This window comes from Serratia sp. Z4, assembly GCF_009900725.1.
In the GTDB taxonomy this organism is placed as follows: domain Bacteria; phylum Pseudomonadota; class Gammaproteobacteria; order Enterobacterales; family Enterobacteriaceae; genus Serratia; species Serratia nematodiphila.
The window spans coordinates 529,651-552,138 of sequence record NZ_JAAABD010000001.1; the positions used below are offsets into that span (position 1 = coordinate 529,651).

Consider the following 22,488-nt stretch of genomic DNA (forward strand, 5'->3'; position numbering starts at 1 on the left):
CATGTTTACTACCGTACTGATCGCTAACCGCGGCGAAATCGCCTGCCGCGCCATTCGCACCCTGAAACGCCTGGGCGTCACCAGCGTGGCGGTTTATTCCGACGCCGACCGCAATGCGCCGCACGTCACCGAAGCCGACAGGGCGGTGGCGCTCGGCGGCGACAAGGCCGCCGACAGTTACCTGCGCATCGACAAGATCCTCGCGGCCGCGGCGGCCACCGGCGCGCAGGCGATCTACCCCGGATACGGCTTTTTGTCCGAGAGCGCCGAGTTTGCCGACGCCTGCGAGGCGGCGGGCATTGCCTTTATCGGCCCGACGGCGGCGCAGATACGCGAGTTCGGCCTCAAGCACCGGGCGCGCGAGCTGGCGGCGTTGGCCGGGGTGCCGATGACGCCGGGTACCGGCTTGCTGGAGAGCGTTGAGCAGGCGGTCGCCGCCGCCGCGCGCATCGGCTACCCGGTGATGCTGAAAAGCACCGCCGGCGGTGGCGGCATCGGCCTGACGCGCTGTGACGACGAGGCGGCGCTGCGCGACGCCTACGACAGCGTCAAACGGCTGGGGGAGCAGTTCTTCCGCGACGCCGGCGCCTTTATCGAACGCTTCGTCGATCGGGCGCGCCACGTCGAGGTGCAGATTTTCGGCGATGGCCAGGGGCAGGTGGCGGCGCTCGGCGAGCGCGACTGTTCACTGCAGCGCCGCAACCAAAAGGTGGTGGAGGAAACCCCGGCGCCGCATCTGCCGGCGGCGACCCGCCAGGCGCTGCATCGGGCGGCGGTGGCGCTGGGCGAGTCGGTGAATTACCGCAGCGCCGGCACGGTGGAGTTCATTTACGACGCCGCGCGCGACGAGTTTTATTTCCTGGAAGTGAACACCCGCTTACAGGTAGAGCACCCGGTTACCGAGATGGTCACCGGTCTGGATCTGATCGCATGCATGCTGCAGGTGGCGGCGGGTGACGCGCTGGATTGGGCGGCGTTGCGCCGCGCACCGCAGGGCGCGGCGATCGAGGTGCGCCTCTATGCCGAAGATCCGCTGAAAAACTTCCAGCCCAGCCCCGGCGTGCTGACCGAGGTGCATTTCCCTGACGACGTGCGCCTCGACGGCTGGGTGGCGACCGGCAGCGAAGTTTCGGCGTTTTACGACCCGATGATCGCCAAGCTGATCGTGCACGGCGCCGATCGGGCGCAGGCGCTGGAAAAACTGCGCGTGGCGCTGGCGGCGACCCGTTTGCACGGCATCGCCACCAACCTCGACTATCTGCGGCAGGTGATCGCCACGCCGCAATTTCAGCGCGGCGACGTCTGGACGCGCCTGCTGGACGATTTGCGTTTCCAGCCGCACTGCCTCGAAGTGCTGCAACCCGGCACCTACAGCAGCGTGCAGGATTATCCCGGCCGCCTCGGCTATTGGGACATCGGCGTGCCGCCGTCCGGCCCGATGGACGACTTCGCGTTTCGGCTGGCCAACCGCATCGTCGGCAACCATCCGGCGGCGGCCGGGCTGGAGTTTACCCTGCAGGGGCCGACGCTGCGCTTTCACTGCGACGCCACCATCGCGCTGACGGGCGCCAGCTGCCCGGCCGATCTGGACGGCGAGGCGGTTGCGTATTGGCGGCCGATTACGGTGCGGGCCGGGCAGGTGCTGACGCTGGGGCGCGCTACGCACGGCTGCCGTACCTATCTGGCGGTGCGTAACGGCTTCGACGTGCCGGTATATCTCGGCAGCCGCTCTACCTTCGCGCTCGGGCAGTTCGGCGGCCACGCCGGGCGCACCTTGCGCGTGGCGGACATGCTGGCGATCGCCCAACCGGCGCTGGCGGCCAGCACCACGCCGGCGCCGATCGCCGCGCCGCAGGCGATGGACGACAGCCTGATCCCGCACTACGGCGATCAATGGCACATCGGCGTGCTGTACGGGCCGCACGGCGCGCCGGACTTTTTCACCGCCGAATCGATAGAGGCCTTCTTCGCCACCGACTGGCAGGTGCATTACAACTCCAACCGCCTCGGCGTGCGCCTGGCGGGGCCGAAGCCCGAGTGGGCGCGGGAGGACGGCGGCGAAGCCGGTTTGCACCCTTCCAACGTGCACGACTGCGAGTACGCCATCGGCGCGATCAACTTCACCGGCGACTTCCCGGTGATCCTGACCCGCGATGGGCCGAGCCTCGGCGGCTTCGTCTGCCCGGTGACCATTGCCAAGGCCGAACTGTGGAAAGTGGGGCAGGTGAAGCCGGGCGACCGCATCTGTTTCCATCCGATCGGCTTCCGGCAGGCGCAGTCGCTGGAGCAGGCGCAGCTCGGCAGCATCGAAGCGCTGGCGGCGGTGAAGGCCATCACCCTGCCGCCGCCGGATCTGGCCCCGGCGGAGACCGTTTCCGCCGCGGTGCTGGCAGCGCTGCCGGCGGCGGAGGGGCGCCCGGCGGTGTCGTATCGCCAGGCGGGGGACGGCTACATCCTGATGGAGTACGGCGACAACGTGCTCGATCTGGCGCTGCGCCTGCGCATTCATCTGCTGATGCAGTCGCTGCGTGAGGAGGCGATACCGGGCGTGGCGGAGCTGTCTCCGGGCGTGCGTTCGCTGCAGATCCGCTACGACAGCCGGCAGATTAGCCAGGCCGACCTGCTGCAGCGCCTGCTGGCGCGCGAACGGGCGCTGGGGGACGTCAGCCGCCTGAAGGTGCCTACGCGCACCGTGTGGCTGCCGATGGCGTTTGAGGATTCGGCCACGCTGGGGGCGGTGGATCGCTATCAGCAGACGGTGCGCGCCTCGGCGCCCTGGCTGCCGAACAACGTCGATTTCATTCAGCGCATCAACGGCCTGAGCCGACGCGAGCAGGTGCGCGACATTCTGTTCGACGCCAGCTACCTGATCCTCGGGCTGGGGGACGTGTACCTCGGCGCGCCCTGCGCGGTGCCGCTCGATCCGCGCCATCGCCTGCTGAGCTCCAAATACAACCCGGCGCGCACCCATACCGCCGAAGGGACGGTCGGCATCGGCGGCATGTACATGTGCATCTACGGCATGGACTCGCCGGGCGGTTACCAGCTGGTGGGGCGCACGCTGCCGATCTGGAACAAATTCCTCAAAAACCCGCAGTTCACCGCCGGTGAGCCCTGGCTGCTGCGCTTTTTCGATCAGGTGCGCTTCTACCCGGTCAGCGAGCAAGAGTTGGACGAGCAGCGCGAAGCGTTCCGCGAAGGGCGCATGCAGGTGCGCATCGACGAGAGCGAGTTCGACTTCGCCGCCTACACCCGTTTCCTGGCCGACAACGCCGGGGCGATCGCCGACTTCCAGCATCGCCAGCAGCAGGCGTTCAGCGCCGAAGTGGCGCGCTGGCGCAGCGATGACGACGAGGCCGAGGCGCAGCTGTTGCCGCCGGAGGAAGAAGACGCCATCGACGGCGATCTGGTCAGCGCCGATCTGAACGGCAGCGTGTGGAAGATCTTGGTGGAACCGGGGCAGGCGGTGGCGGCCGGGCAGCCGCTGATCGTGGTCGAGGCGATGAAAATGGAGCTGGCGGTCACCGCGCCGCGCGCCGGGATCGTTAAGCGCATCAGCTGCCGGCAGGGGCGGCCGGTCGGGCCGGGCGACGCCCTGCTGTGGCTGGAAAAGGCGGTCTGAACGGAGAAGCGATGATGCAAATCACCAACGGAGAGCACAAGGCGCGCCCGGAGGGGCTGGCGGAGCGCATTTATCTGCAGCTCAAGGCCGACATCTTCGAGTTTCGCCTGCTGCCGGGCGATCGCTTCAGCGAAAGCGAGGTGGCGCAGCGCATGGCGGCCAGCCGCACGCCGGTGCGCCAGGCGCTGTTTCGGCTGGAGCGCGAAGGCTATGTCGAGGTGCTGTTTCGCAGCGGCTGGCAGGTGCGGCCGTTCGATTTCGCCTACTTCGAAGAGCTGTACGACCTGCGCATCGTGCTGGAACAAGAGGCGGTGAAACGGCTGTGCGAACGCCCGGCCGGGGAAACGCCAGGCGCGCTGGCGGCGCTGAGCCGTTTTTGGGCCGAAGCGCCGCGCCTGGCGGACGGCAAGGCGGTGTCGCAGCACGATGAGCAGTTTCATCAGGCGTTAGTGGCCGCGGCGGGCAACGGCGAAATGGCGCGCATTCACCGCGAACTGACCGAAAAAATCCGCATCATTCGCCGGCTGGATTTCACCCAGCAGGCGCGGGTGGACGCCACCTACCGCGAACACGCCGCCATTTTGCAGGCGATCCTGCAGCGGCAAAGCGGGGCGGCGCAAACGCTGCTCGGCGAGCATATCGCCGTCAGCAAGGCAGAGGTACGAAAAATAACGCTGCACATGTTGCACCAGGCGCGGGCTCAGCAGCCTGCGCGCTCGGCGTAACGATTTTGATTTCACACACATCAGGAGTTTGAACTATGCAACGTCGTCGTTTTATCAAAGCTTTTGCGCTGTCCGCCGCCGCGATCGGCCTGGGCCTGGCCTGGAGCGCGCAGGCCGCCGACACCATCAAGGTCGGCATTCTGAGTTCGCTCTCCGGCACCATGGCGATTTCCGAGACGCCGCTGAAGGATGTGGCGCTGATGACCATCGACGAGATCAATGCCAAAGGCGGGGTGCTCGGCAAAAAGCTGGAGCCGGTGGTGGTGGATCCGGCCTCCAACTGGCCGCTGTTCGCCGAAAAGGCGCGCCAGCTGCTGAGCCAGGACAAGGTGGCGGCGGTGTTCGGCTGCTGGACTTCGGTGTCGCGCAAGTCGGTGCTGCCGGTGTTTGAGGAGCTGAACGGACTGTTGTTCTATCCGGTGCAATACGAAGGTGAAGAGATGTCGCCAAATGTGTTCTACACCGGCGCGGCGCCGAACCAGCAGGCGATCCCGGCGGTGGAATACCTGCTGAGCGAGGACGGCGGCGGCGCCAAGCGCTTCTTCCTGTTGGGCACCGATTACGTCTATCCGCGCACCACCAACAAGATCCTGCGCGCCTTCCTGCACAGCAAAGGCGTGCAGGACAAGGATATCGAAGAGGTCTATACGCCGTTCGGCTACAGCGATTACCAGACCATCGTCGCCAACATCAAGAAGTTCGCCGCCGGCGGCAACACCGCGGTGATCTCCACCATCAACGGCGATTCCAACGTGCCGTTCTACAAAGAACTCGCCAACCAAGGCGTCAAGGCCACCGACGTGCCGGTGATCGCCTTCTCGGTCGGCGAGGAAGAGCTGCGCGGCATCGACACCAAACCGCTGGTGGGCAACCTGGCGGCCTGGAACTACTTCGAATCGCTGGATAACCCGACCAATAAACAGTTTGTCAGCCAGTGGAAAGCCTACGCCAAGGCGCACAATCTGCCGAATTACGCCACCGCGGTGACCAACGATCCGATGGAAGCCACTTACGTAGGCCTGCACATGTGGGCGCAGGCGGTGGAAAAGGCCGGCACCACCGACGTCGATAAGGTGCGCGCGGCGATGGCCGGGCAAACCTTCGCCGCGCCGTCGGGCTTCACGCTGACCATGGACAAAACCAACCACCACCTGCACAAACCGGTGATGATCGGCGAGATCGAGAGCAACGGCCAGTTCAACGTGGTGTGGCAGACCGAAGCGCCGGTGCGTGCGCAGCCGTGGAGCCCGTATATCGCCGGCAACGACAAAAAACCGGATTACCCGGTGAAAGGCGGCAAGTAACGTCACTCAGCGCCGGCGCGGCTCGACGCGCGCCGGCCCAACAGAAGAGGCAGCTGATGCAATCTCCGTTTTTATCCTCTCTGCGCGCCGGGCTGTGGCTATTGTGCGCCTGGCCCCTGCTGGCGCAGGCCGGGCCGGCCGATGAGTTCGCGGCGGCCACTCGCGCGCAGCAGGCCAAACTGCTGCAGGCGTGGGCGGCCGAGCCGGATCCTGCGCGTCTGCCGTTGCTGCAGGGGCTGCAGCAGGAAACCGTGGCGATCGACGAGGCGAAACGCGCCTTTATCCGCCAGGGCGACCGCTATCTGCCGCTTGAAGGTGAGGCGGCCCCGGTTGGCGAGCCGAAGAAGGTGTGGCTGAACAACCGGCTGCGCATTCTGATCGCCAACGCGTTGTCGGCGCAGCGGCTGGTCAGCGCGGATGCGGCGGTGCGGCTGCAGGCGGCGACCGCGCTGCAGCGCGAGGCGCAGGGCGAACAGTTGCCGCTGTTGACCCGGCGGCTGGGGCAGGAGAAAGACCCGCAGGTACGCGACGCGCTGAGCATTGCGCTGGCGAACCTGCAATTGACCGACGCCAGCCCGCAGGTGCGCTTCAATGCAGTGCGGCTGCTGGGGGAATCGGGCGAGCCGGAAACCCGCGCGCGGCTGCAAGCCTTGACCGACGCGGCCAATGAGCCGGACGCCGCGGTGCGCGCCGAGGCGCAGCGCAGCCTGCAGCGCGTGCAGCATCGCCTGATGATCGGCGATCTGCTCGGCCAGGCGTTCAGCGGCCTGTCGCTCGGTTCGATCCTGCTGCTGGCGGCGCTTGGTCTGGCGATCACCTACGGCCTGCTCGGCGTCATCAATATGGCGCATGGCGAAATGCTGATGCTCGGCGCCTATTCGGCCTATCTGGTGCAGGGGCTGTTTCAACAGTTTGCGCCGCAGTGGCTGGCGCTCTATCCGCTGGCGGCGCTGCCGGTGGCGTTCGCCATCACCGCCGGGATCGGCATGGCGCTGGAACGCACGGTGATCCGCCACCTGTACGGCCGGCCGCTGGAAACCCTGCTGGCCACCTGGGGCATCAGTCTGGTGCTGATCCAGCTGGTGCGGGTGCTGTTCGGCGCGCAGAACGTCGAGGTCGCCAACCCGGCGTGGCTGTCGGGCGGCGTGCAGCTGTTGCCGAACCTGGTGTTGCCGTGGAACCGCATCGCGGTGATCGCGTTCGTGCTGCTGGTGCTGGCGTTGACCTGGCTGTTGCTGAACAAGACCCGGCTCGGCATGAACGTGCGCGCGGTGACGCAAAACCGCGCGATGGCCGCCTGCTGCGGCGTGCCCACCGGGCGGGTGGACATGCTGGCCTTCGGGCTGGGTTCCGGCATCGCCGGGCTCGGCGGAGTGGCGCTGTCGCAGTTGGGCAACGTCGGGCCGGAGCTGGGGCAAGGTTACATCATCGATTCGTTCCTGGTGGTGGTGCTCGGCGGCGTCGGCCAACTGGCGGGGACGGTGGCGGCGGCTTTCGGCCTCGGCATCGTCAATAAGATCCTCGAACCGCAGATCGGCGCCGTGTTGGGCAAGATCCTGATCCTGGTGCTGATCGTTCTGTTTATTCAAAAGCGTCCGCAGGGGCTGTTCGCCCTCAAGGGCAGGGTGATTGACTGATGAGCCAACCATTGACCGTAACCGGCGTGCAGAAAGCGCCCCGGCTGGCGTTGAGCATCGGCGCGCTGGCGTTGCTGGCGCTGTTGGTGATGCCGTTCTTGACGCTGTTGCCGGCGGATCATCCGCTGGCGGTGTCCACCTATACCCTGACGCTGGCGGGCAAGATCCTGTGCTACGCGGTGGTGGCGGTGGCGCTCGATCTGGTGTGGGGCTATGCCGGGCTGCTGTCGCTCGGCCACGGGCTATTCTTCGCGCTCGGCGGCTACGCCATGGGCATGTACCTGATGCGGCAGGCGGCGGGCGACGGGCTGCCGGCATTTATGGCGTTCCTCTCCTGGAATGAGCTGCCGTGGTTCTGGAGCGGCACCCAGCATTTCGCCTGGGCGCTGTGCCTGATCGTGCTGGTGCCGGGCCTGCTGGCCTTCCTGTTCGGCTACTTCGCCTTTCGCTCGAAAATCAAAGGGGTGTATTTCTCGATCATGACCCAGGCGCTGACCTATGCCGGCATGCTGCTGTTCTTTCGCAACGAGACCGGCTTCGGCGGCAATAACGGCTTTACCGGTTTCACCACGCTGCTCGGCTTTCCCATCACCGCCGCCGGCACGCGGGTGGCGCTGTTCCTGGCGACGGTGCTGCTGCTGGCCGCCAGCCTGGCCATCGGCTTTGCCCTGGCGCGCAGCAAATTCGGCCGGGTGCTGACCGCGGTGCGCGATGCGGAAAACCGCCTGACCTTCTGCGGCTACGACCCGAAGGGCTTCAAGCTGTTCGTCTGGACGCTGTCGGCGGTGCTGTGCGGGCTGGCCGGCGCGCTCTATGTGCCGCAGGTCGGCATCATCAACCCCGGCGAAATGTCGCCGACCAACTCGATCGAGGCCGCCATCTGGGTGGCGCTCGGCGGGCGCGGCACGCTGGTGGGGCCGCTGCTCGGCGCCGGCATCGTCAACGGCGCCAAGAGCTGGTTCACCATGGCCATTCCCGAATACTGGCAGTTCTTCCTCGGCCTGATGTTTATCGTCGTCACGCTGTTTCTGCCCAAAGGAGTGATCGGCCTGCTGCGGCGGAGGAAAACCTCATGAAGGCGATGCAAGTGACCGACGAACTGTTTACCCATCCGCTGCCGGCGGACAAATACCGGCAGCAAACCGATCCGGTGCTGCAGCTCGACAACGTCAACGTCAGCTTCGACGGTTTTCGCGCGCTGACCGATCTGTCGCTGCGCATCGGCGTCGGCGAACTGCGCTGCGTGATTGGCCCCAACGGCGCCGGCAAGACCACGCTGATGGATGTGATCACCGGCAAAACCCGGCCGGACAGCGGCAGGGTGTTTTACGACCAGACCGTCGATCTGACTCGGCTGGCGCCGATGCAGATCGCCCACGCCGGCATTGGCCGCAAGTTTCAAAAACCGACGGTGTTCGAGGCGCTGACGGTGTTCGAAAATCTGGAGATCGCCCAGAAAACCCGCAAGTCGGTGTGGGCCTGCCTGCGCGCTCGCCTGAGCAGCGAGCAGCGCGACCGCATCGACGAGATGCTGAAGACCCTGCGGCTGGGGCATGAGCGCCACCGGCCCGCCGGGTTGCTGTCCCACGGGCAGAAACAGTTTCTCGAGATCGGCATGCTGCTGGTGCAGGAACCGCACCTGCTGCTGCTCGACGAGCCGGCGGCCGGCATGACCGACGCCGAAACCGACTACACCGCCGAACTGTTCCGCGAGCTGGCGGGCAAGCATTCGCTGATGGTGGTGGAGCACGACATGGGGTTTGTGGAAACCATTGCCGATCGCGTGACGGTGCTGCATCAGGGACAGGTGCTGGCGGAAGGATCGCTGGCGCAGGTGCAGGCCGATGAACGGGTGATTGAGGTATATCTGGGGCGCTGAGGAGGCGTAATCATGCTGCAGGTAGAGGAATTGAATCAGTTTTACGGCGGCAGCCACATTTTGCGCGGCCTGTCGTTCGAGGCGCGCATCGGCGAGGTGACCTGCCTGCTGGGGCGCAACGGCGTGGGCAAGACCACGTTGCTGAAATGCCTGATGGGGCTGATCCCGGCGCGCAGCGGCAGCGTCCGTTGGCAGGGCGAAGCCATCACCGGTAAAAAGCCGCATCAGCGGGTGCAGGCGGGCATCGCCTATGTGCCGCAGGGGCGGGAAATCTTCCCGCGTCTGACGGTGGAGGAAAATCTGCTGATGGGGCTGGCGCGCTTTTCCGGCGCCGACGCGCGCGCGGTGCCGGATCCGATCTATGACCTGTTTCCGGTGCTGCGGCAGATGAAGGATCGGCGCGGCGGCGATCTCTCCGGCGGGCAGCAACAGCAGCTGGCGATCGGCCGGGCGCTGGCCTGCCGGCCGCAGCTGTTGATTCTCGACGAACCGACGGAAGGGATCCAGCCTTCGGTGATCAAGGAGATCGGCGCAGTGGTCAAACAGCTGGCGGCGCGCGGCGATATGGCGATCCTGCTGGTGGAGCAGTTCTATGACTTCGCCGCCGATCTGGCGGACAGCTATCTGGTGATGTCGCGCGGCAGCATCGTGCAGCGCGGCGCCGGCAGCAATATGGAACAGGACGGCGTACGCGCGCTGGTGGCGATTTGAACGAAAAAATGGGAGCCGCATGTCTGAAAGTCGTGCCGTTGTTTTTCCTTGCTGATGTTATGGATTAATCTAAAAGGCGTTCTTTATTAATCCCTTGCCATGGATAGCTAACATCATCATGAATGAAATCACTGTGTCACGCCTCGGTTGCATCGTCCTGTCCCTGTTTCCGGCTCTGTGGGGGTTGTTCAGTCTGTTGAACAATACGGCGGATTTCGCCGGCACCGCGCGCAATGCGGTTGGGCCGCTGCTCGCCATGCAGGATACTTATCAAACGCCGGGGCTGATGTGGCGCGCGATCCGCGCCGACTGGGCCTGCATGTTGGGGTTGGCGGTCATCACCACGCTGGAAACGCTGGCCGGCCTATTCGCGGCCGCGGGCGTGGTGCTGATGATCGGGCGATTGAAAGCCCCTTACGCCGCCTTCGCCAAGGGCAAAGCCTGGGCGATGTTGGGGGCGCTTTGCGCGATCGCGGTGTGGGGCGTCGGCTTTATGGTGGTCGCCGGCGACTGGTTTATGGCCTGGCAGGCCAAGAAGGATCCGTTGGCGGTGCAGCTGGGGGCGCTGATCTATCTGGCGCCCAATGCGTTTGCCTTGCTGTTCCTGATGCTGCAGCGGGAGCCGCGTTAACGAAGGCGGAGTGGGGCGCGGTTACAGCGCCTTGCTCATATACCAGATGCCTATCGAGCCCTGGGCGCTGGTGTAGCAGGTCTCGCCACACATGCTCAATCCCTGGCGCTGATAAAAACGTTGGGCGCGGGTGTTGCGTTGCAGCACCTCCAGCCACAGCGTTTTTTGCCGACGGTCGATAGCCCGCTGCTGCACCTGTTCGAACAGGTGCTGGCCAAAGCCGTTGCCGGCATGGCCCGGCAGGAAATAGATTTTCTGCAGCTCTGCGCCGATTTGTTCGGTTGGTGCCAGCAGGCTGTCGAAGTTCACCCGCGCATAGCCGACCAGGGCATCATTCTCATAGGCCAACAGCCAGCACACGTCCGGCTGGCGCAGCGTCCGTTCCAGCGCGGAGACGGAAAAATCCTCGGCCAGAAAGGCCTCCAGCTCGTGCGGGTAGTGCCACAGCTCACCGAAGTGCGAACGATAGGTGCTGATGCCGATATCGCGCACCTGGGTTAAATCTTCTACCAATGCCTGACGGACGGTGAACATCTGTGCCCCTTTGAGTAAGAAGAATTACAGCCGTTGTTCCAGATGCCGGTGGGGCACCATCGCCTGATGCAGAATGGCAAGAACGGTGATGCCGGCAGGGCGGCTGCGGTAATAGATCCTATGGCTGGCGTAAGGAAAACTGCGTATTTCTTCGCCCAGATCGTGAAAGTGGGCCTTACCCGCTTCCGGCATATCCGCCAGATGATGCATGACCTCCCTCAACTGCTCAAGATAGCGGCGAGATTGCGCTTGGCCCCAGTGCTCGACGGTGAAATGGCGAATAGCCAGCAGATCTTGTTGGGCTTGCGGGGTGAGGCGAAACGCGGGCATCTCAGTCGGTTTCATCGGTGAGCAGACGGTTGAAGAAGGCATCGCCGTCTACCGCCTTACCGGCGTCTTCCTCGGCGGTAGCCTGCGCGATTTTTTGCTGCAGCGCGCGTAATTTGAGATCTTCCAGCGCCTGGTAATCTTCTACCGACATGACGACGGCGACCGGTTTGCCGTTGCGATTGATTTGCACCGGTTCACGCTGCGCCTTGAGCAGCAAATCGCCGAATTGGGTTTTCGCCTCGTTCGCGCTGAGTGCGTACATTTAATCGCTCCAGTTAATTAAATCGTTCGATTTAACCATTATACGGTGCGATGAAAAAATCACCAATGTTATTCCGGCGGGTTGGTTTCGTTGGACAGATGTCGCGGCGTTTCGCGGCGAAAGCCCAGGCCGATGATGCGACCGAACAGGCGCGGCAGCCAGCGGCTGTTGCCGACGCGGGCGATCAGGCGCGAGCCGCCGGCGGCGCGGCGCTGACCCGGCTTACGCTGACTCATTTTGATCTGCAAAAACTGGATGGCGCGAGTGGGGAATTCGCGCCGGCGCTGCACGCTCAGCAGATGCTTCAGCTGCAGCCGATGCTGGCGCAGCGGCGGGATCAGGGCGTTGGCGGCGGCCACCGCGTCCTGAATCGCCAGGTTGACGCCCACGCCGCCGATCGGCGACATGGCGTGCGCGGCGTCGCCGATGCACAGCACCCCCGGTTTGGCCCAGCGATCCAGACGATCAATGCGAATGCTCAGCAGTTTGACCTGATCCCACTCGACGATCTCCTGCAGGCGATCGTCCTGGAACGGCGCCACCTCGGCGAGGTGCAGTAAAAATTTCTCCAGCCCGCTGCGGCGGATCGCATCGAAGCTGCCTTTATCGATCGAGTAACCGCACTGCCAGTAGTCGCCGCGATCGATCATGATGAAGTTCTGTTTCGGCCCGGTGTGGCCCATCGACCAGGCCGGATCGCCCGGCTGCTTGCTGAGCTTCATCCACAAGACGTCGCGCGGCGCGCCGAAGGATCGGCTGCTGAGCGCCGCCTGTTCGCGCACCACCGAGTTGCGGCCGTCGGTGCCGACCACCAACTGGCTGCGCACGCGGATCGGGCCTTCCGGCGTATCGGCCAGCACGCCGCACACCTGGCCGCGGTCGTACAGCAGCTCATGAACCTGCGTTGAGGTCAGCAGCCTGAAGTTGGGGAAGGCGGCGGTCTGCTGGGCCAAAAAGTTGAGGAACTCCCACTGCGGCATAAAGGCGATAAATTTGCAGCGCGTCGGCAGGCGGCTGAAATCCGCCAGCTTGATGTCGCGTCCGGCGACTTCGGCATGCAGGGATTCCGCGCGTTGGTGCGGCAACGTCAGCAGTTCGTCGAGCAGACCCAGCTGATGCATGACTTCCAGCGTCGACGGGTGAATGGTGTCACCGCGAAAATCACGCAGAAAGTCGGCGTGCTTCTCCAGCACCGTCACGTCGATCCCCGCCCGCGCCAGCAGATAGCCGAGCATCAGCCCGGCGGGGCCGCCCCCCACGATGCAGCAGGTGGTGGCGTAAGGTGTGATCGGTGATGACGGCATGACGGTTGACCCCGGAGAGCGGCACGCATCCCGCGAGCCGCAAGTGAATGTTTAATGTTGATAATGATTATCAATATCAAGTTTGACTGTCAACCCGCGGCGCAGTGTGGTCAAAGGGGATGGACAGATGGCCGACGCGGAACAGCTGGCCGTTTTGCGGCCGTGCCTGCGGCGGTTCACGCCATAAATCCAGCCGCACTAACCGCCACTCGGCGGGGTCGAACGCCACGATGGAGGCCAGCGCGCCGGGCGCCGCCTGCTGTTGCCGACGCAGCGCAGGGAGATCGCTGTAGGGGATGATGGCCTGTTCCTGACAGGTTGCCCAGGCGGCCTCGGCCAGATGAGGGCGATCGAAATGCGTCAGCCACGGCAGCCAATGATTGACGCGCGGCCAGCCGAACGCCTGGCTGAGGCCTCTGAAACCTTCGCCGGCCAGGAAATCGTTCATGCCGGCGCTGCTGTTCCACAGGTAGAAGGGAGCGTAGAGATTTTCGGCGCTGCCTTCGCTGCGCTGCGCGTACAGATAGGCTTTGACGATCAGCTGCGGGCAGGCGTCGAGCCGATGGCCGAAATCGGCGATGCGGCGGCGGACGATCGCCATGTCGTAATCGGCGGGCAGGGTGAAACGGTATTGCATCGCGAGCATAAGGATTCTCCGCAAAGACATTGACCGGGAGAGCGTGACACGCCATCTTTATCAGTAAAATCGGTATTATTTTGATTGATGGTTCAGAAAATCAGGATGGTCAGCATGGGGCGAATCACGTTCGATCTCGAGGATTTGCGCAGCTTCGTCACCGGCGTCGAGCTGGGCAGCTTCGCCAAGGCGGCGGAACGGCTGGGACGTTCGACGTCGGCGGTCAGCGCTCACCTGAAAAAGCTGGAGCAGCAGGTCGGCGCGCCGATCCTGCGCAAGGCCGGACGCGGCATGGTGATGACCGAGGCGGGGGAAACCCTACTCGGTTACGCGCGCCGCCTGCTGGAGCTCAATGACGAAGCCGCCGCCGCGGTGCGCGGGTTGGATCTGCAGGGCACGGTGCGGCTGGGGCTGCAGGAAGATTTCGGCGAGACGTTTCTGCCGCAGGTGTTGGGCAGCTTCGCGCGCGCCAATCCGAAGGTGCGCATCGAGGCGCGCATCGCCCGCAATGCCGAGCTGATCGACTGGGTGCTGAAAGGCCAGCTGGATCTGTCGCTGGCGTGGGACGGCGGTTTGAGCACGCCGTTTCATCAGGCGCTGGGGCAGCGGCAGTTGCACTGGATCGCGTCGCCAGGCTTCGCGCTGGCGCCGTGGCGAGAAGGGGACGAACCCTTGCCGTTGGTGATGTTCGACGCACCCTGTCTGATGCGCAGCGCGGCGACGCAGGCGCTGGATCGCGCCGGCATTCCCTGGCGCATCGCCTTTAGCAGCCGCAGCCTGAACGGCGTTTGGGCGGCGGTGAGCGCCGGGTTGGGCGTCACGGTGCGCACGGCGGCGGGTTTGCCGCCCGGCCTGTCACCGTTGGTGCCCGAACTGCTGCCCGTTCTCGGCCAGCTCGGCGTGGTGCTGCACCGCGCCGAGGATCAGCCCTCGGCGGCCGTGCAGCGGCTGGCGCAGATCGTGGTCGAGCGGATCGAAACCTAATCTTTGGCGATGGGCTGTTTGCCGCTCAGCTGGCCCCATTCGCTCCAGGCGCCGTCATACAGTTTGACCTGCGGGGCGCCGAGCGACAGCAGGCCGAACGCCAGCACCGCCGCCGTCACGCCGGAGCCGCAGCTGGTGATGATCGGGCCGTTGATATCCACGCCCTTGTCGCTGAAGGTTTGGCGCAGCGCCTCCAGCGATTTGAAGCGGCCGTTTTCCAGCAGCTCGCCGTACGGAATGTTGATGCTGCCGGGAATGTGGCCGCGGTGCAGGCCGGGGCGCGGCTCCGGCGCTTCGGCATAAAAGCGCGGCGCGGCGCGCGCGTCGAGAATTTGCACCGGCGTGCCTAACGCCTGTTCCACTTGCCGCATATCCACCACCGCGTCGGCGTTGAACCGGGCGTTGAACGCCTGCGGTTCAGGCTGCGCCGGGCCGGTGGCCAGCGCCTGGCCCTGCGCTGTCCAGCCGTTCAGCCCTTCGTCCAGTACGTAAACATGCTGGGCGCCGAAATTGCGGAAGGTCCACCAGCCGCGCGGCGCGGAGAACTGGTTACCCTCATCGTAAATCACCAGGGTATCGCGCTCGCTGATGCCCAGCTTGCCCACCGCCGTGCCAAACTCCGCCGCCGTCGGCAGCATGTGCGGCAGCGCGGTGTTTTTGTCCGCCACTTCGTCGATGTCGAAATAGACCGCGCCGGGGATATGGCCGCGTTCGAACTCGGCAAGCATGTCCTTTTTCGGCGTTAGCCCCACCGGCGACATCCGGACGTCGATCACCACCAGATTTTCATCGTTGATATGTTGCGCAAGCCATTGAGGGGTCACCAGAAACGGAGAGTTCATCGTTATTGTTCGCCTGTTGTGAAAACGGATTTTCACTATACACCAGGCCGCGCGGGGATGAAGTATGATGTTCAGTCAAAGGCAATGGGCAGGGAGCGGAAAAATCATGACGGACGAGGCGTTTGGCGGGGCCAAGATCGCGCTGCTGTGCGATGGTTTCCTGCTGGTTTACCAACGGGACGATAAACCGGGCATTCCGTGGCCCGGCCTGTGGGATCTGCCCGGCGGCGGGCGGGAGTACGGCGAAACGCCGCTGCAGTGCGTGCAGCGGGAGACGCAGGAAGAGTTCGGCGTGGCGATCGCCGAACGTCAGGTTGTCTGGCGGCGGCGCTACGACGGCATTTTGCCCGGCTATCCGCCGACCTGGTTCATGGCCGGGATGATCACTCCGGCGCAGATCGCCGCCATACGTTTCGGCGACGAGGGGCAGCGTTGGCGGATGATGCCGGCGGAGCAGTTTATTCACCATCCGCAGGGTATCGAACACCTGCGCCGCCGGGTGGCGGAGTATTGGCGGCAGGGCGGTTAACCCCGTTGTTCAGGATGCCGCCAGCCGGTTGATCTGCGCCGGTTCGATGATGCGCAGCGCGCTTTCCCGTCGCGCCACCGCCAGCATCGCCCGCCCGATTCGTTCGGTGCTGCTTACCCGGGCGGGAAACAGCCGCAATGCGCCGAGCCACAGCGGCTTGAACAGCCGATAGGCCAGATCGTAGAGGCGGGTTTTGGAGCGAATGCCGTGCAGCGGCACAATGGCGCCGGGGCGGAACATCACCGCGTGGAACGGCAGCGCCAGCAGCGCGTTTTCGGTGGCGCCCTTGACCCTGGCCCACATGCTGCGGCCGCGTTCGCTGCTGTCGGTGCCGAGGCCGGAGACGTAGACGAAGATCATCGACGGATTCAGCGTCGCCAACGGGCGGGCGGCGGCCAGCGTCAGATCGTAAGTCACCGCGCGATATTCAGCTTCACTCAGGCCGGAGGACGAAATCCCCAGGCAGAAGAAGCAGGCGTCGTAGCCGGCGAGCTGCGGCTCCAGCGCCGACAGATCACGCAGATCGGGCACAGAAAGCTGGCGCAGTTTGGCGTGGCTCTGGGCCAACGGGCTTCGGCCGATGCTGAGCACTTCGCTGACGCGCGGATCGTGCAGGCATTCCCGCAGCGCGCCCTGGCCCACCATGCCGCTGGCGCCGAAAATAATCACTTTCATGCTCTGTTCTCCCACTGGCCGGCGGCGCGCTGCGTGCGCCAGCGGCTGGGCGTCAGCGTTTCCCACTGAATAAAGGCGCGGCTGAACGAATTCAGCTCTTCGAATCCCAGCACAAAGGCGATTTCGCCCGGTTCAAGGTCGGTTTCCGCCAACAGCCGGCAGGCGGTGCGGTGGCGGGTTTTGTCCAACAATTGCTGGTAGCTGTAGCCGTGCTGTTGCAAGCGGCGCTGCAGCGTGCGCGGGCTGAGATAGAGTTCAGCGGCCACGCTGTTGACGCTGGGGCGCTGGCCGCGCATGCTGCGGCTGAGGATCGCCATCACCTGCGTGGGCAGATCGTGCGCCGACTGAGATTTGGCCAGCTCCGCCTCCAGCCCCGGCAGCAGCACCGCCAGCATGGCCTGGTTGTAAGTGACGAAGGGTTGACGCATCAACGCGCGATCGAACACCAGCACGTCCAGCGGGGCGTTGAATGTCACCGGGCAGCCGAAATAGCGCGCCAGCGGCGAGGCGGCGTCCGCTCGCCGGGTCAATTCGATCGCCTGCGGCTGCAGGGGCAAGCCGGTGCCGCGCCGACACAGGGCCGTGATGGCGGCGAACATGGCGTCGATCAGCAGCGCCGGCGCGTGGCCCTCGCTCATGGTCCAGCGGGTGTGCAGGCGCATGCTGTCGCCGTCTTCCACCAGCATCAGCTCTTCCGGGCAAACCAGCCGTTTATAGCGCGCCACCTTTTGCAATGCTTCGCCCAGCGTGGCGGAATGCAGCGCGGCGATCAAGGCAATGTCATAGTGTTCCGGCGCCGCCTCGCCGCCCAGACGCAGACCGAAGGCGGTATCGTCGTTCAACTGCGGCAGACTGCGCCAAAGAGAGAAGAACTGTTGCGTAGTGAGTTTAATCTTGTCGCGCCGTTCGCCGAACAGCCCGGCGGGCAACCCGGCCAATCGGCCGAGCTGCTCGATATCGACGCCCTGCGCCGCCAGGTGTACCGCCAGTGCGCCGGAAACCGGAATTTGATCGCTGCTCAATGCGGGCTCCTTAGGGTTTTCCCGTCACCACCGCCGCCATCGCGGCGTGATCCGGCGAGCTGTCGTCGTGGTCGGTGCTCAGGCTGAGAGTGCGAAACGCGGCGTCCTCCGCCTGGCGTTCTGCCAACACCTGCGCCGCCATATGCACTGCGTCGCTGCCGAGCAGCAGGCGTAGCGGAGGGGCTTCCAGCGCCGCCAGCTGCAGGATCGCCTGCGCCGCCTTGGCCGGATCGCCGGTTTGGCTGCCGTTATGCTGCTGCAGGAAGGCCAGCATTGGCCCCAGCGTCGGCTGATAGGCTTCGCCGATCGGCGCAATGGTCATTGAAGAACCGGCCCAGTCGGTGCGGAAGCCGCCGGGTTCGACCATCGTCACCTTGACGCCGAAGGGGGCCATCTCTTTGGCCAATGATTCGGAGAACCCTTCGACCGCCCACTTGGCGGTATGGTAGGCGCTGAGGCCGGCAATGCCGAGGCGAGCGCCGATGGTGGCGATCTGGATGATATGGCCGCTGCCCTGCAGGCGTAATATCGGCAGCGCCGCGCGGGTGACGTTGAACACGCCGAAGAAGTTGGTTTCGAGCTGCGCGCGAAAATCGGCTTCATCGGCTTCCTCCACCGGCGCGATATTGCCGTAGCCGGCGTTGTTGACCAGCACGTCCAGCCGACCAAAGCGTTCAATCGCCGTGCGCACCGCGCGTTCGGCGGCGGCGGCGTCGGTGACGTCGAGCGCGATCGTGGCGACCCGATCGCCGTAGCGTTCCACCAGCGGCTGCAGCTGTTGCGGCTGACGGGCGGTGGCGACCAGACGGTGCCCGGCGGCCAACACCGCCTGCGCCAGCTGTTGGCCCAGGCCGCGGGAACTGCCGGTGATTAACCATACCTGTGACTGAGACATCATGACCTTCCTGATTGCGAGTGGGTGTGATGCCACTTTAGAGCGCCGGGCAGCGCAGCGATAATCCGATCGCGTCAAGATTTAATCCGATTGCGCCAAACTGTCGGCCGGCATCAGCCGCTGGATGGTGGCGCCGACCTTCTGCACTGCCAGCTCGATCTCTGTCGTCAGCGTCGGCGCATAGTTGATGCGCAGGCAGTTGCGGTACTTGCCGGCGGCGGAAAAGATGCTGCCGACGGCGATTTGTACGCCTTGCTGTTCAAGATGGCGGTTCAGCCGCAGGGTGTCGAACGCTTCGTCCAGTTCGATCCACAGCATAAAACCGCCGCGCGGCCGGCTGACGCGGGTGCCGGCCGGGAAGTGTTTCAGGATAAGATCGGTCATGCGGTCGCGGTTCTGCTGGTAGCGTGCGCGCATGCGCCGCAGGTGCTGCAGGTAATGCCCGCCGCGGATAAATTCGGCGATCGCCAGCTGCGGCTGGGTGGCGGTGGCGCCGGAGCCGATGAACTTCATGTGCAGCACCCGTTCCAGGTAGCGGCCGGGCGCGATCCAGCCCACGCGCAGCCCCGGCGCCAGCGTTTTGGAAAACGAGCTGCACAGCAGCACGCGGCCGTCGTCGTCGAATGACTTGATGGTGCGCGGCCGCGGGTAGTGATAGGCGATGTCGCCGTAGACATCGTCTTCGATGATCGCCGCGTCGTGACGCTGCGCCAGCGTCAGCAGCCGCTGTTTGTGGGCGTCGGGCATGATGTAGCCCAGCGGATTATTGCAGTTGGGCGTCAGCAGGATAGCCTTGACCGGCCACTGTTCCAGCGCCATCTCCAGCGCCGCCAGGCTGACGCCGGTGAGCGGATCGGTGGGGATTTCCAGCGCCTTGATGCCCAGCCCCTTCAGCGTCTGCATGGTGCCGTGGAAGCAGGGCGAATCGACCGCCACGATGTCGCCGGGTTGGCAAACGGCGCGCAGCCCGGCGGAGATTGCTTCCTGACAACCGGTGGTGATCAGCAGCTGATCGGGGCCGATTTGGCAGCCGGAGTCCAGCAGCAGACGGGCGACCTGTTCGCGCAGCGCGGCCACGCCCTGAATGCTGTCGTAATACAGGCTGCGTAGGTCGCCGTGGCGGGCGGCGTTGCGCAGGGCGACGATCAGCGGTTTCATCGTCGGTTCGGCGATATCCGGCATGCCGCGCCCCAGCTGGATCAGGCCTTCGCGCGGCCGGCTGCGCACCAGTTCCAGCACCTGCTCCCATTGCGAAATGTCCACCGGCCGCTGCACCGGCGCCGTCATGGCGGGCAGCTCGGCCTGCGCGCGCCGCGTATGCACGAAGTAGCCCGACTTCGGCCGCGCTTCCACCAGGCGCTGTTCCTCGAGCAACCGGTAGGCTTGCTGCACTGTGCTGATGCTGACGCCGTGCTCCTGGCTCAACGCGCGCACCGAAGGCAGGCGATGGCCGGCCGGATACAACCCTTGCTGAATGCGTTGGCTGAGAATGGCGGCCAGCGTGGCGTAGCGTGTCATACAGAGGCCTCTCATCGGTGGTCAGGATTAAAAAACCGGTACAGATACGTTCAAAATAAACCATTCAGCGGGTTTTTTGGCGCAGCTGTATGAAAAAAATAGCGCCAGCGTGAATCTGTATTGTTTTTTGCCTGGCGCGCATCATCACTACCAGGCGAAAACATCAGGGGGGATAATAAAATGGCTCTGTTTGATGGCATGACGATGTGGCGACGGGTAGGCTGGTCACGCTGGCGTTGGTATTTGTTGCGTCGCAGAACGCGCAGAGAGTTACTGCTGCTGAACGACAGGCAGCTGGCGGATATCGGCCTGACGCGGGCGGAGGCCTGGAGGGAAGGGTATAAACCGTTCTGGAGAGAATAAGGAAAGTCAATGCTGAAATTATTGGGTAAAGCCTCATCGATCAACGTGCGCAAGGTGTTATGGACCTGTCAGGAGTTGGGGCTGACGCTGGAACGGGAGGACTGGGGCAGCGGTTATCGCTCCACGCAGGAGCCGGCGTTTTTGGCGCTGAATCCCAACGGCCTGGTGCCGGTGCTGATCGACGGCGAGCGGGTGCTGTGGGAGTCGAATACCATTTGCCGCTATCTGGCGGGGCGGGAAGGGCGGCAAGATCTGCTGCCGCAGGCACCCGGCGCGCGCGCGGCGGTGGAGATGTGGATGGACTGGCAGGCCACCGATCTGAACGGCGCCTGGCGCTACGTGTTTATGTCGCGGGTGCGTGGGCATGCGGATTATCAGGATGCCGCCAGCCTGGCAGCCGCCGAGCGCGAATGGAACCGGCTGATGGGCTTGTTGGACGCACATCTGGCGCAGCACGGCCCTTATGCCGCCGGCGCCGCCTTCACGCTGGCGGACGTGGTGCTGGGGCTGTCGCTGAACCGTTGGCTGATGACGCCGTTCGAGCGGCCGCATTATGCGGCGCTGGCGGCCTATCAGCAGCGCCTGCTGCAACGCCCTGGCTACGTGCAGCACGGTGCTAACGGTTTACCGTGATATGAAATAAACGGTTCATTTCATCTTGTCCGGATACGCCCCGCCGTGTCCGGACTTTCCTCATTACATCATCCCGTCAACGTTTCATGAACGGCATCACGAATATGAACTTTATTTTCCTGTGTACTTGTTATTGAAATTTATATTCCATATAAACCCGTTATCAACCGGCGCGTTTCATTGAGCGACGCCTGGTTCTACGCAGAGTTTTGGTCACGGGAGAAAATGATGAAACAGGTACGCGTTGGGTTAATCGGCACCGGTTATATCGGGCGTTGTCACGCTATCGCCTATGCGCAGGCCGCCACGGTCTTTCCTCTGAAAGGGGACCTGGTGCTGGAGATGCTGGCGGAAGTGACGCCCGAGCTGGCGGCGCAGCGCGCCGCCGAATTCGGCTTTGCGCGCTCGACCGGCGACTGGCGGCAGCTGGTGGCCGATCCGGCGATCGATGTGGTGGACATCTGCGCCCCCAACTTTTTGCACAAAGAGATGGCGCTGGCGGCGATCCGCCACGGCAAGCACGTGTATTCGGAAAAGCCGCTGGCGCTGGACGCCGCCGACGCGGCGGAGATGGTGCAGGCCGCGCGCGCTAAGGGGGTGAAAACGCTGGTCGGTTTTAACTACATGAAAAACCCCACCAGCCAACTGGCGCGCGAAATTATCGCCAACGGCGAAATCGGCGAGGTGGTGCATTTTTACGGTACCCACAATGAGGATTATCTGGCCGATCCGCGCACGCCGATCGACTGGCACTGTCGCCGCGCCAGCGCCGGGTTAGGCGCGCTCGGGGATCTGGCGGCGCACATCGTCAATATGGCGCACTACCTGGTGGGCGATATCGTGGCGGTTTCCGGCGATATGCAGACCGTGATCAAACAGCGCCCGGATCCGCAAGACCCGACGCGCCTGCACCCGGTGGAAAACGAAGATCAGGCCAGTGCGTTGCTGCGTTTCGCCGGCGGCGCGATGGGCACTATCGAAACGTCGCGCATTGCCTGCGGGCGCAAGATGGGGTTGACCTATGTGGTCACCGGCACCAAAGGCACACTGAGCTATACCCAGGAACGGATGGCGGAGCTGAAGCTGTATCGGCACGATGAACCGGCGGAGCGGCAGGGGTTCAAGACGTTGCTGGTGGGGCCGAAGCACCCGGACTATGCGGCGTTTTGCATCAGCGCCGGGCACGGCATCGGTTTTAACGATCAGAAGACGGTGGAGATCCGCGATCTGGTCAACGGCATCGCCGCGGGCGATCGCATGTGGCCGGACTTTGAAGAGGGCTGGAAGGTGTCGTGCGTGCTGGACGCGATAGCCGCCTCCGCCGAACAGCGGCGCTGGCTGGAGATCAACCGCGATTGAAAATGAAATGGCGCTCTCCCGTGGACAGCGCCATTAATTTATTATGTTGCCAGCTTAATAGCTTATTAAGTTAACTTTATAATAAGTTATTG

General features: G+C 64.3%; 23 protein-coding genes. 13 read left to right on the forward strand and 10 right to left on the reverse strand.

What is annotated here, in order from left to right; all coding sequences use genetic code 11:
- Position 1: 1 nt before the first annotated feature.
- From uca to GT753_RS02690, 8 genes are all read left to right on the forward strand, one after another.
- Positions 2-3,622, forward strand: coding sequence for an urea carboxylase (gene uca / locus GT753_RS02655; protein ID WP_160125230.1), 3,621 nt, complete (start codon positions 2-4; stop codon positions 3,620-3,622).
- A gap of 14 nt (positions 3,623-3,636) precedes the next feature.
- On the forward strand, positions 3,637-4,347 hold the full coding sequence (locus GT753_RS02660; RefSeq protein ID WP_033634128.1) for a GntR family transcriptional regulator: 711 nt from the start codon (positions 3,637-3,639) through the stop codon (positions 4,345-4,347).
- A 35-nt stretch (positions 4,348-4,382) separates the two neighbouring features.
- On the forward strand, positions 4,383-5,651 hold the full coding sequence (gene urtA, locus GT753_RS02665) for an urea ABC transporter substrate-binding protein (RefSeq protein ID WP_033633796.1): 1,269 nt from the start codon (positions 4,383-4,385) through the stop codon (positions 5,649-5,651).
- Between the two features lie 56 nt (positions 5,652-5,707).
- Positions 5,708-7,288 (forward strand): urea ABC transporter permease subunit UrtB, encoded by a 1,581-nt coding sequence (gene urtB, locus GT753_RS02670; RefSeq protein WP_160125231.1) that lies wholly within the window; start codon positions 5,708-5,710, stop codon positions 7,286-7,288.
- Positions 7,288-8,364, forward strand: coding sequence for an urea ABC transporter permease subunit UrtC (urtC, locus tag GT753_RS02675; protein WP_031299706.1), 1,077 nt, complete (start codon positions 7,288-7,290; stop codon positions 8,362-8,364). The genes urtB and urtC overlap by 1 nt, the downstream gene beginning before the upstream one ends.
- On the forward strand, positions 8,361-9,167 hold the full coding sequence (gene urtD, locus GT753_RS02680) for an urea ABC transporter ATP-binding protein UrtD (RefSeq protein WP_015377102.1): 807 nt from the start codon (positions 8,361-8,363) through the stop codon (positions 9,165-9,167). Before urtC ends, urtD begins: the two co-directional genes overlap by 4 nt.
- Positions 9,168-9,179: 12 nt before the next feature.
- The gene (gene urtE, locus GT753_RS02685) at positions 9,180-9,878 is read left to right on the forward strand and encodes an urea ABC transporter ATP-binding subunit UrtE (RefSeq protein WP_021503947.1); all 699 of its coding nucleotides are present in this window, start codon (positions 9,180-9,182) and stop codon (positions 9,876-9,878) included.
- A 118-nt stretch (positions 9,879-9,996) separates the two neighbouring features.
- Positions 9,997-10,509 (forward strand): DUF2165 family protein, encoded by a 513-nt coding sequence (locus GT753_RS02690; RefSeq protein ID WP_160125232.1) that lies wholly within the window; start codon positions 9,997-9,999, stop codon positions 10,507-10,509.
- Between the two features lie 21 nt (positions 10,510-10,530).
- Here GT753_RS02690 and GT753_RS02695 read toward each other — a convergent pair whose 3' ends face one another.
- The 5 genes from GT753_RS02695 to GT753_RS02715 form a co-directional block, all read right to left on the reverse strand.
- Positions 10,531-11,043, reverse strand: a complete 513-nt coding sequence (locus GT753_RS02695) for a GNAT family N-acetyltransferase (protein WP_099982641.1) — start codon at positions 11,041-11,043, stop codon at positions 10,531-10,533.
- 24 nt (positions 11,044-11,067) lie between these two features.
- A complete protein-coding gene (locus tag GT753_RS02700) occupies positions 11,068-11,415 on the reverse strand; it encodes a type II toxin-antitoxin system RelE/ParE family toxin (protein ID WP_015377105.1) in 348 nt (115 codons plus the stop codon).
- Entirely contained in the window at positions 11,375-11,635 is a 261-nt protein-coding gene (locus GT753_RS02705) for a type II toxin-antitoxin system Phd/YefM family antitoxin (protein WP_033637606.1), read from the reverse strand. Before GT753_RS02705 ends, GT753_RS02700 begins: the two co-directional genes overlap by 41 nt.
- A 68-nt stretch (positions 11,636-11,703) precedes the next feature.
- Entirely contained in the window at positions 11,704-12,939 is a 1,236-nt protein-coding gene (locus tag GT753_RS02710; protein ID WP_160125233.1) for an FAD-dependent oxidoreductase, read from the reverse strand.
- 76 nt (positions 12,940-13,015) lie between these two features.
- Positions 13,016-13,585 (reverse strand): DUF4865 family protein, encoded by a 570-nt coding sequence (locus GT753_RS02715; protein ID WP_160125234.1) that lies wholly within the window; start codon positions 13,583-13,585, stop codon positions 13,016-13,018.
- Positions 13,586-13,690: 105 nt separating this feature from the next.
- On the opposite strand from GT753_RS02715, the gene GT753_RS02720 reads away from it, so the two are divergent.
- Entirely contained in the window at positions 13,691-14,560 is an 870-nt protein-coding gene (locus tag GT753_RS02720; RefSeq protein WP_160125235.1) for a LysR substrate-binding domain-containing protein, read from the forward strand.
- Here GT753_RS02720 and sseA read toward each other — a convergent pair.
- Positions 14,557-15,402 carry a 3-mercaptopyruvate sulfurtransferase gene (gene sseA / locus GT753_RS02725; protein WP_160125236.1) on the reverse strand — a complete coding sequence of 282 codons (846 nt, stop codon included), beginning with the start codon at positions 15,400-15,402 and terminating at the stop codon, positions 14,557-14,559. The two genes, GT753_RS02720 and sseA, sit on opposite strands and share 4 nt — an antisense overlap.
- Positions 15,403-15,508: 106 nt before the next feature.
- On the opposite strand from sseA, the gene GT753_RS02730 reads away from it, so the two are divergent.
- On the forward strand, positions 15,509-15,931 hold the full coding sequence (locus GT753_RS02730) for an NUDIX hydrolase (RefSeq protein ID WP_160125237.1): 423 nt from the start codon (positions 15,509-15,511) through the stop codon (positions 15,929-15,931).
- Between the two features lie 9 nt (positions 15,932-15,940).
- Here the strand turns inward: GT753_RS02730 and GT753_RS02735 are convergent, their stop codons facing one another.
- From GT753_RS02735 to GT753_RS02750, 4 genes are all read right to left on the reverse strand, one after another.
- On the reverse strand, positions 15,941-16,606 hold the full coding sequence (locus GT753_RS02735) for a hypothetical protein (protein WP_015377112.1): 666 nt from the start codon (positions 16,604-16,606) through the stop codon (positions 15,941-15,943).
- Complete coding sequence (locus GT753_RS02740) at positions 16,603-17,628, reverse strand: AraC family transcriptional regulator (protein WP_160125238.1); 1,026 nt, start codon at positions 17,626-17,628, stop codon at positions 16,603-16,605. The genes GT753_RS02735 and GT753_RS02740 overlap by 4 nt, the downstream gene beginning before the upstream one ends.
- A 10-nt stretch (positions 17,629-17,638) precedes the next feature.
- Complete coding sequence (locus tag GT753_RS02745; RefSeq protein ID WP_160125239.1) at positions 17,639-18,523, reverse strand: oxidoreductase; 885 nt, start codon at positions 18,521-18,523, stop codon at positions 17,639-17,641.
- 81 nt (positions 18,524-18,604) lie between these two features.
- On the reverse strand, positions 18,605-20,041 hold the full coding sequence (locus tag GT753_RS02750; protein WP_021503937.1) for a PLP-dependent aminotransferase family protein: 1,437 nt from the start codon (positions 20,039-20,041) through the stop codon (positions 18,605-18,607).
- Between the two features lie 180 nt (positions 20,042-20,221).
- Here GT753_RS02750 and GT753_RS02755 point away from each other — a divergent pair, with 180 nt between their 5' ends.
- The 3 genes from GT753_RS02755 (at position 20,222) to GT753_RS02765 (ending at position 22,396) form a co-directional block, all read left to right on the forward strand.
- Entirely contained in the window at positions 20,222-20,404 is a 183-nt protein-coding gene (locus GT753_RS02755; RefSeq protein WP_004939404.1) for a DUF1127 domain-containing protein, read from the forward strand.
- A 9-nt stretch (positions 20,405-20,413) separates the two neighbouring features.
- A complete protein-coding gene (locus GT753_RS02760; protein ID WP_004939402.1) occupies positions 20,414-21,037 on the forward strand; it encodes a glutathione S-transferase family protein in 624 nt (207 codons plus the stop codon).
- A gap of 228 nt (positions 21,038-21,265) precedes the next feature.
- Entirely contained in the window at positions 21,266-22,396 is a 1,131-nt protein-coding gene (locus tag GT753_RS02765; protein ID WP_015377116.1) for a Gfo/Idh/MocA family protein, read from the forward strand.
- Positions 22,397-22,488 lie beyond the last annotated feature (92 nt).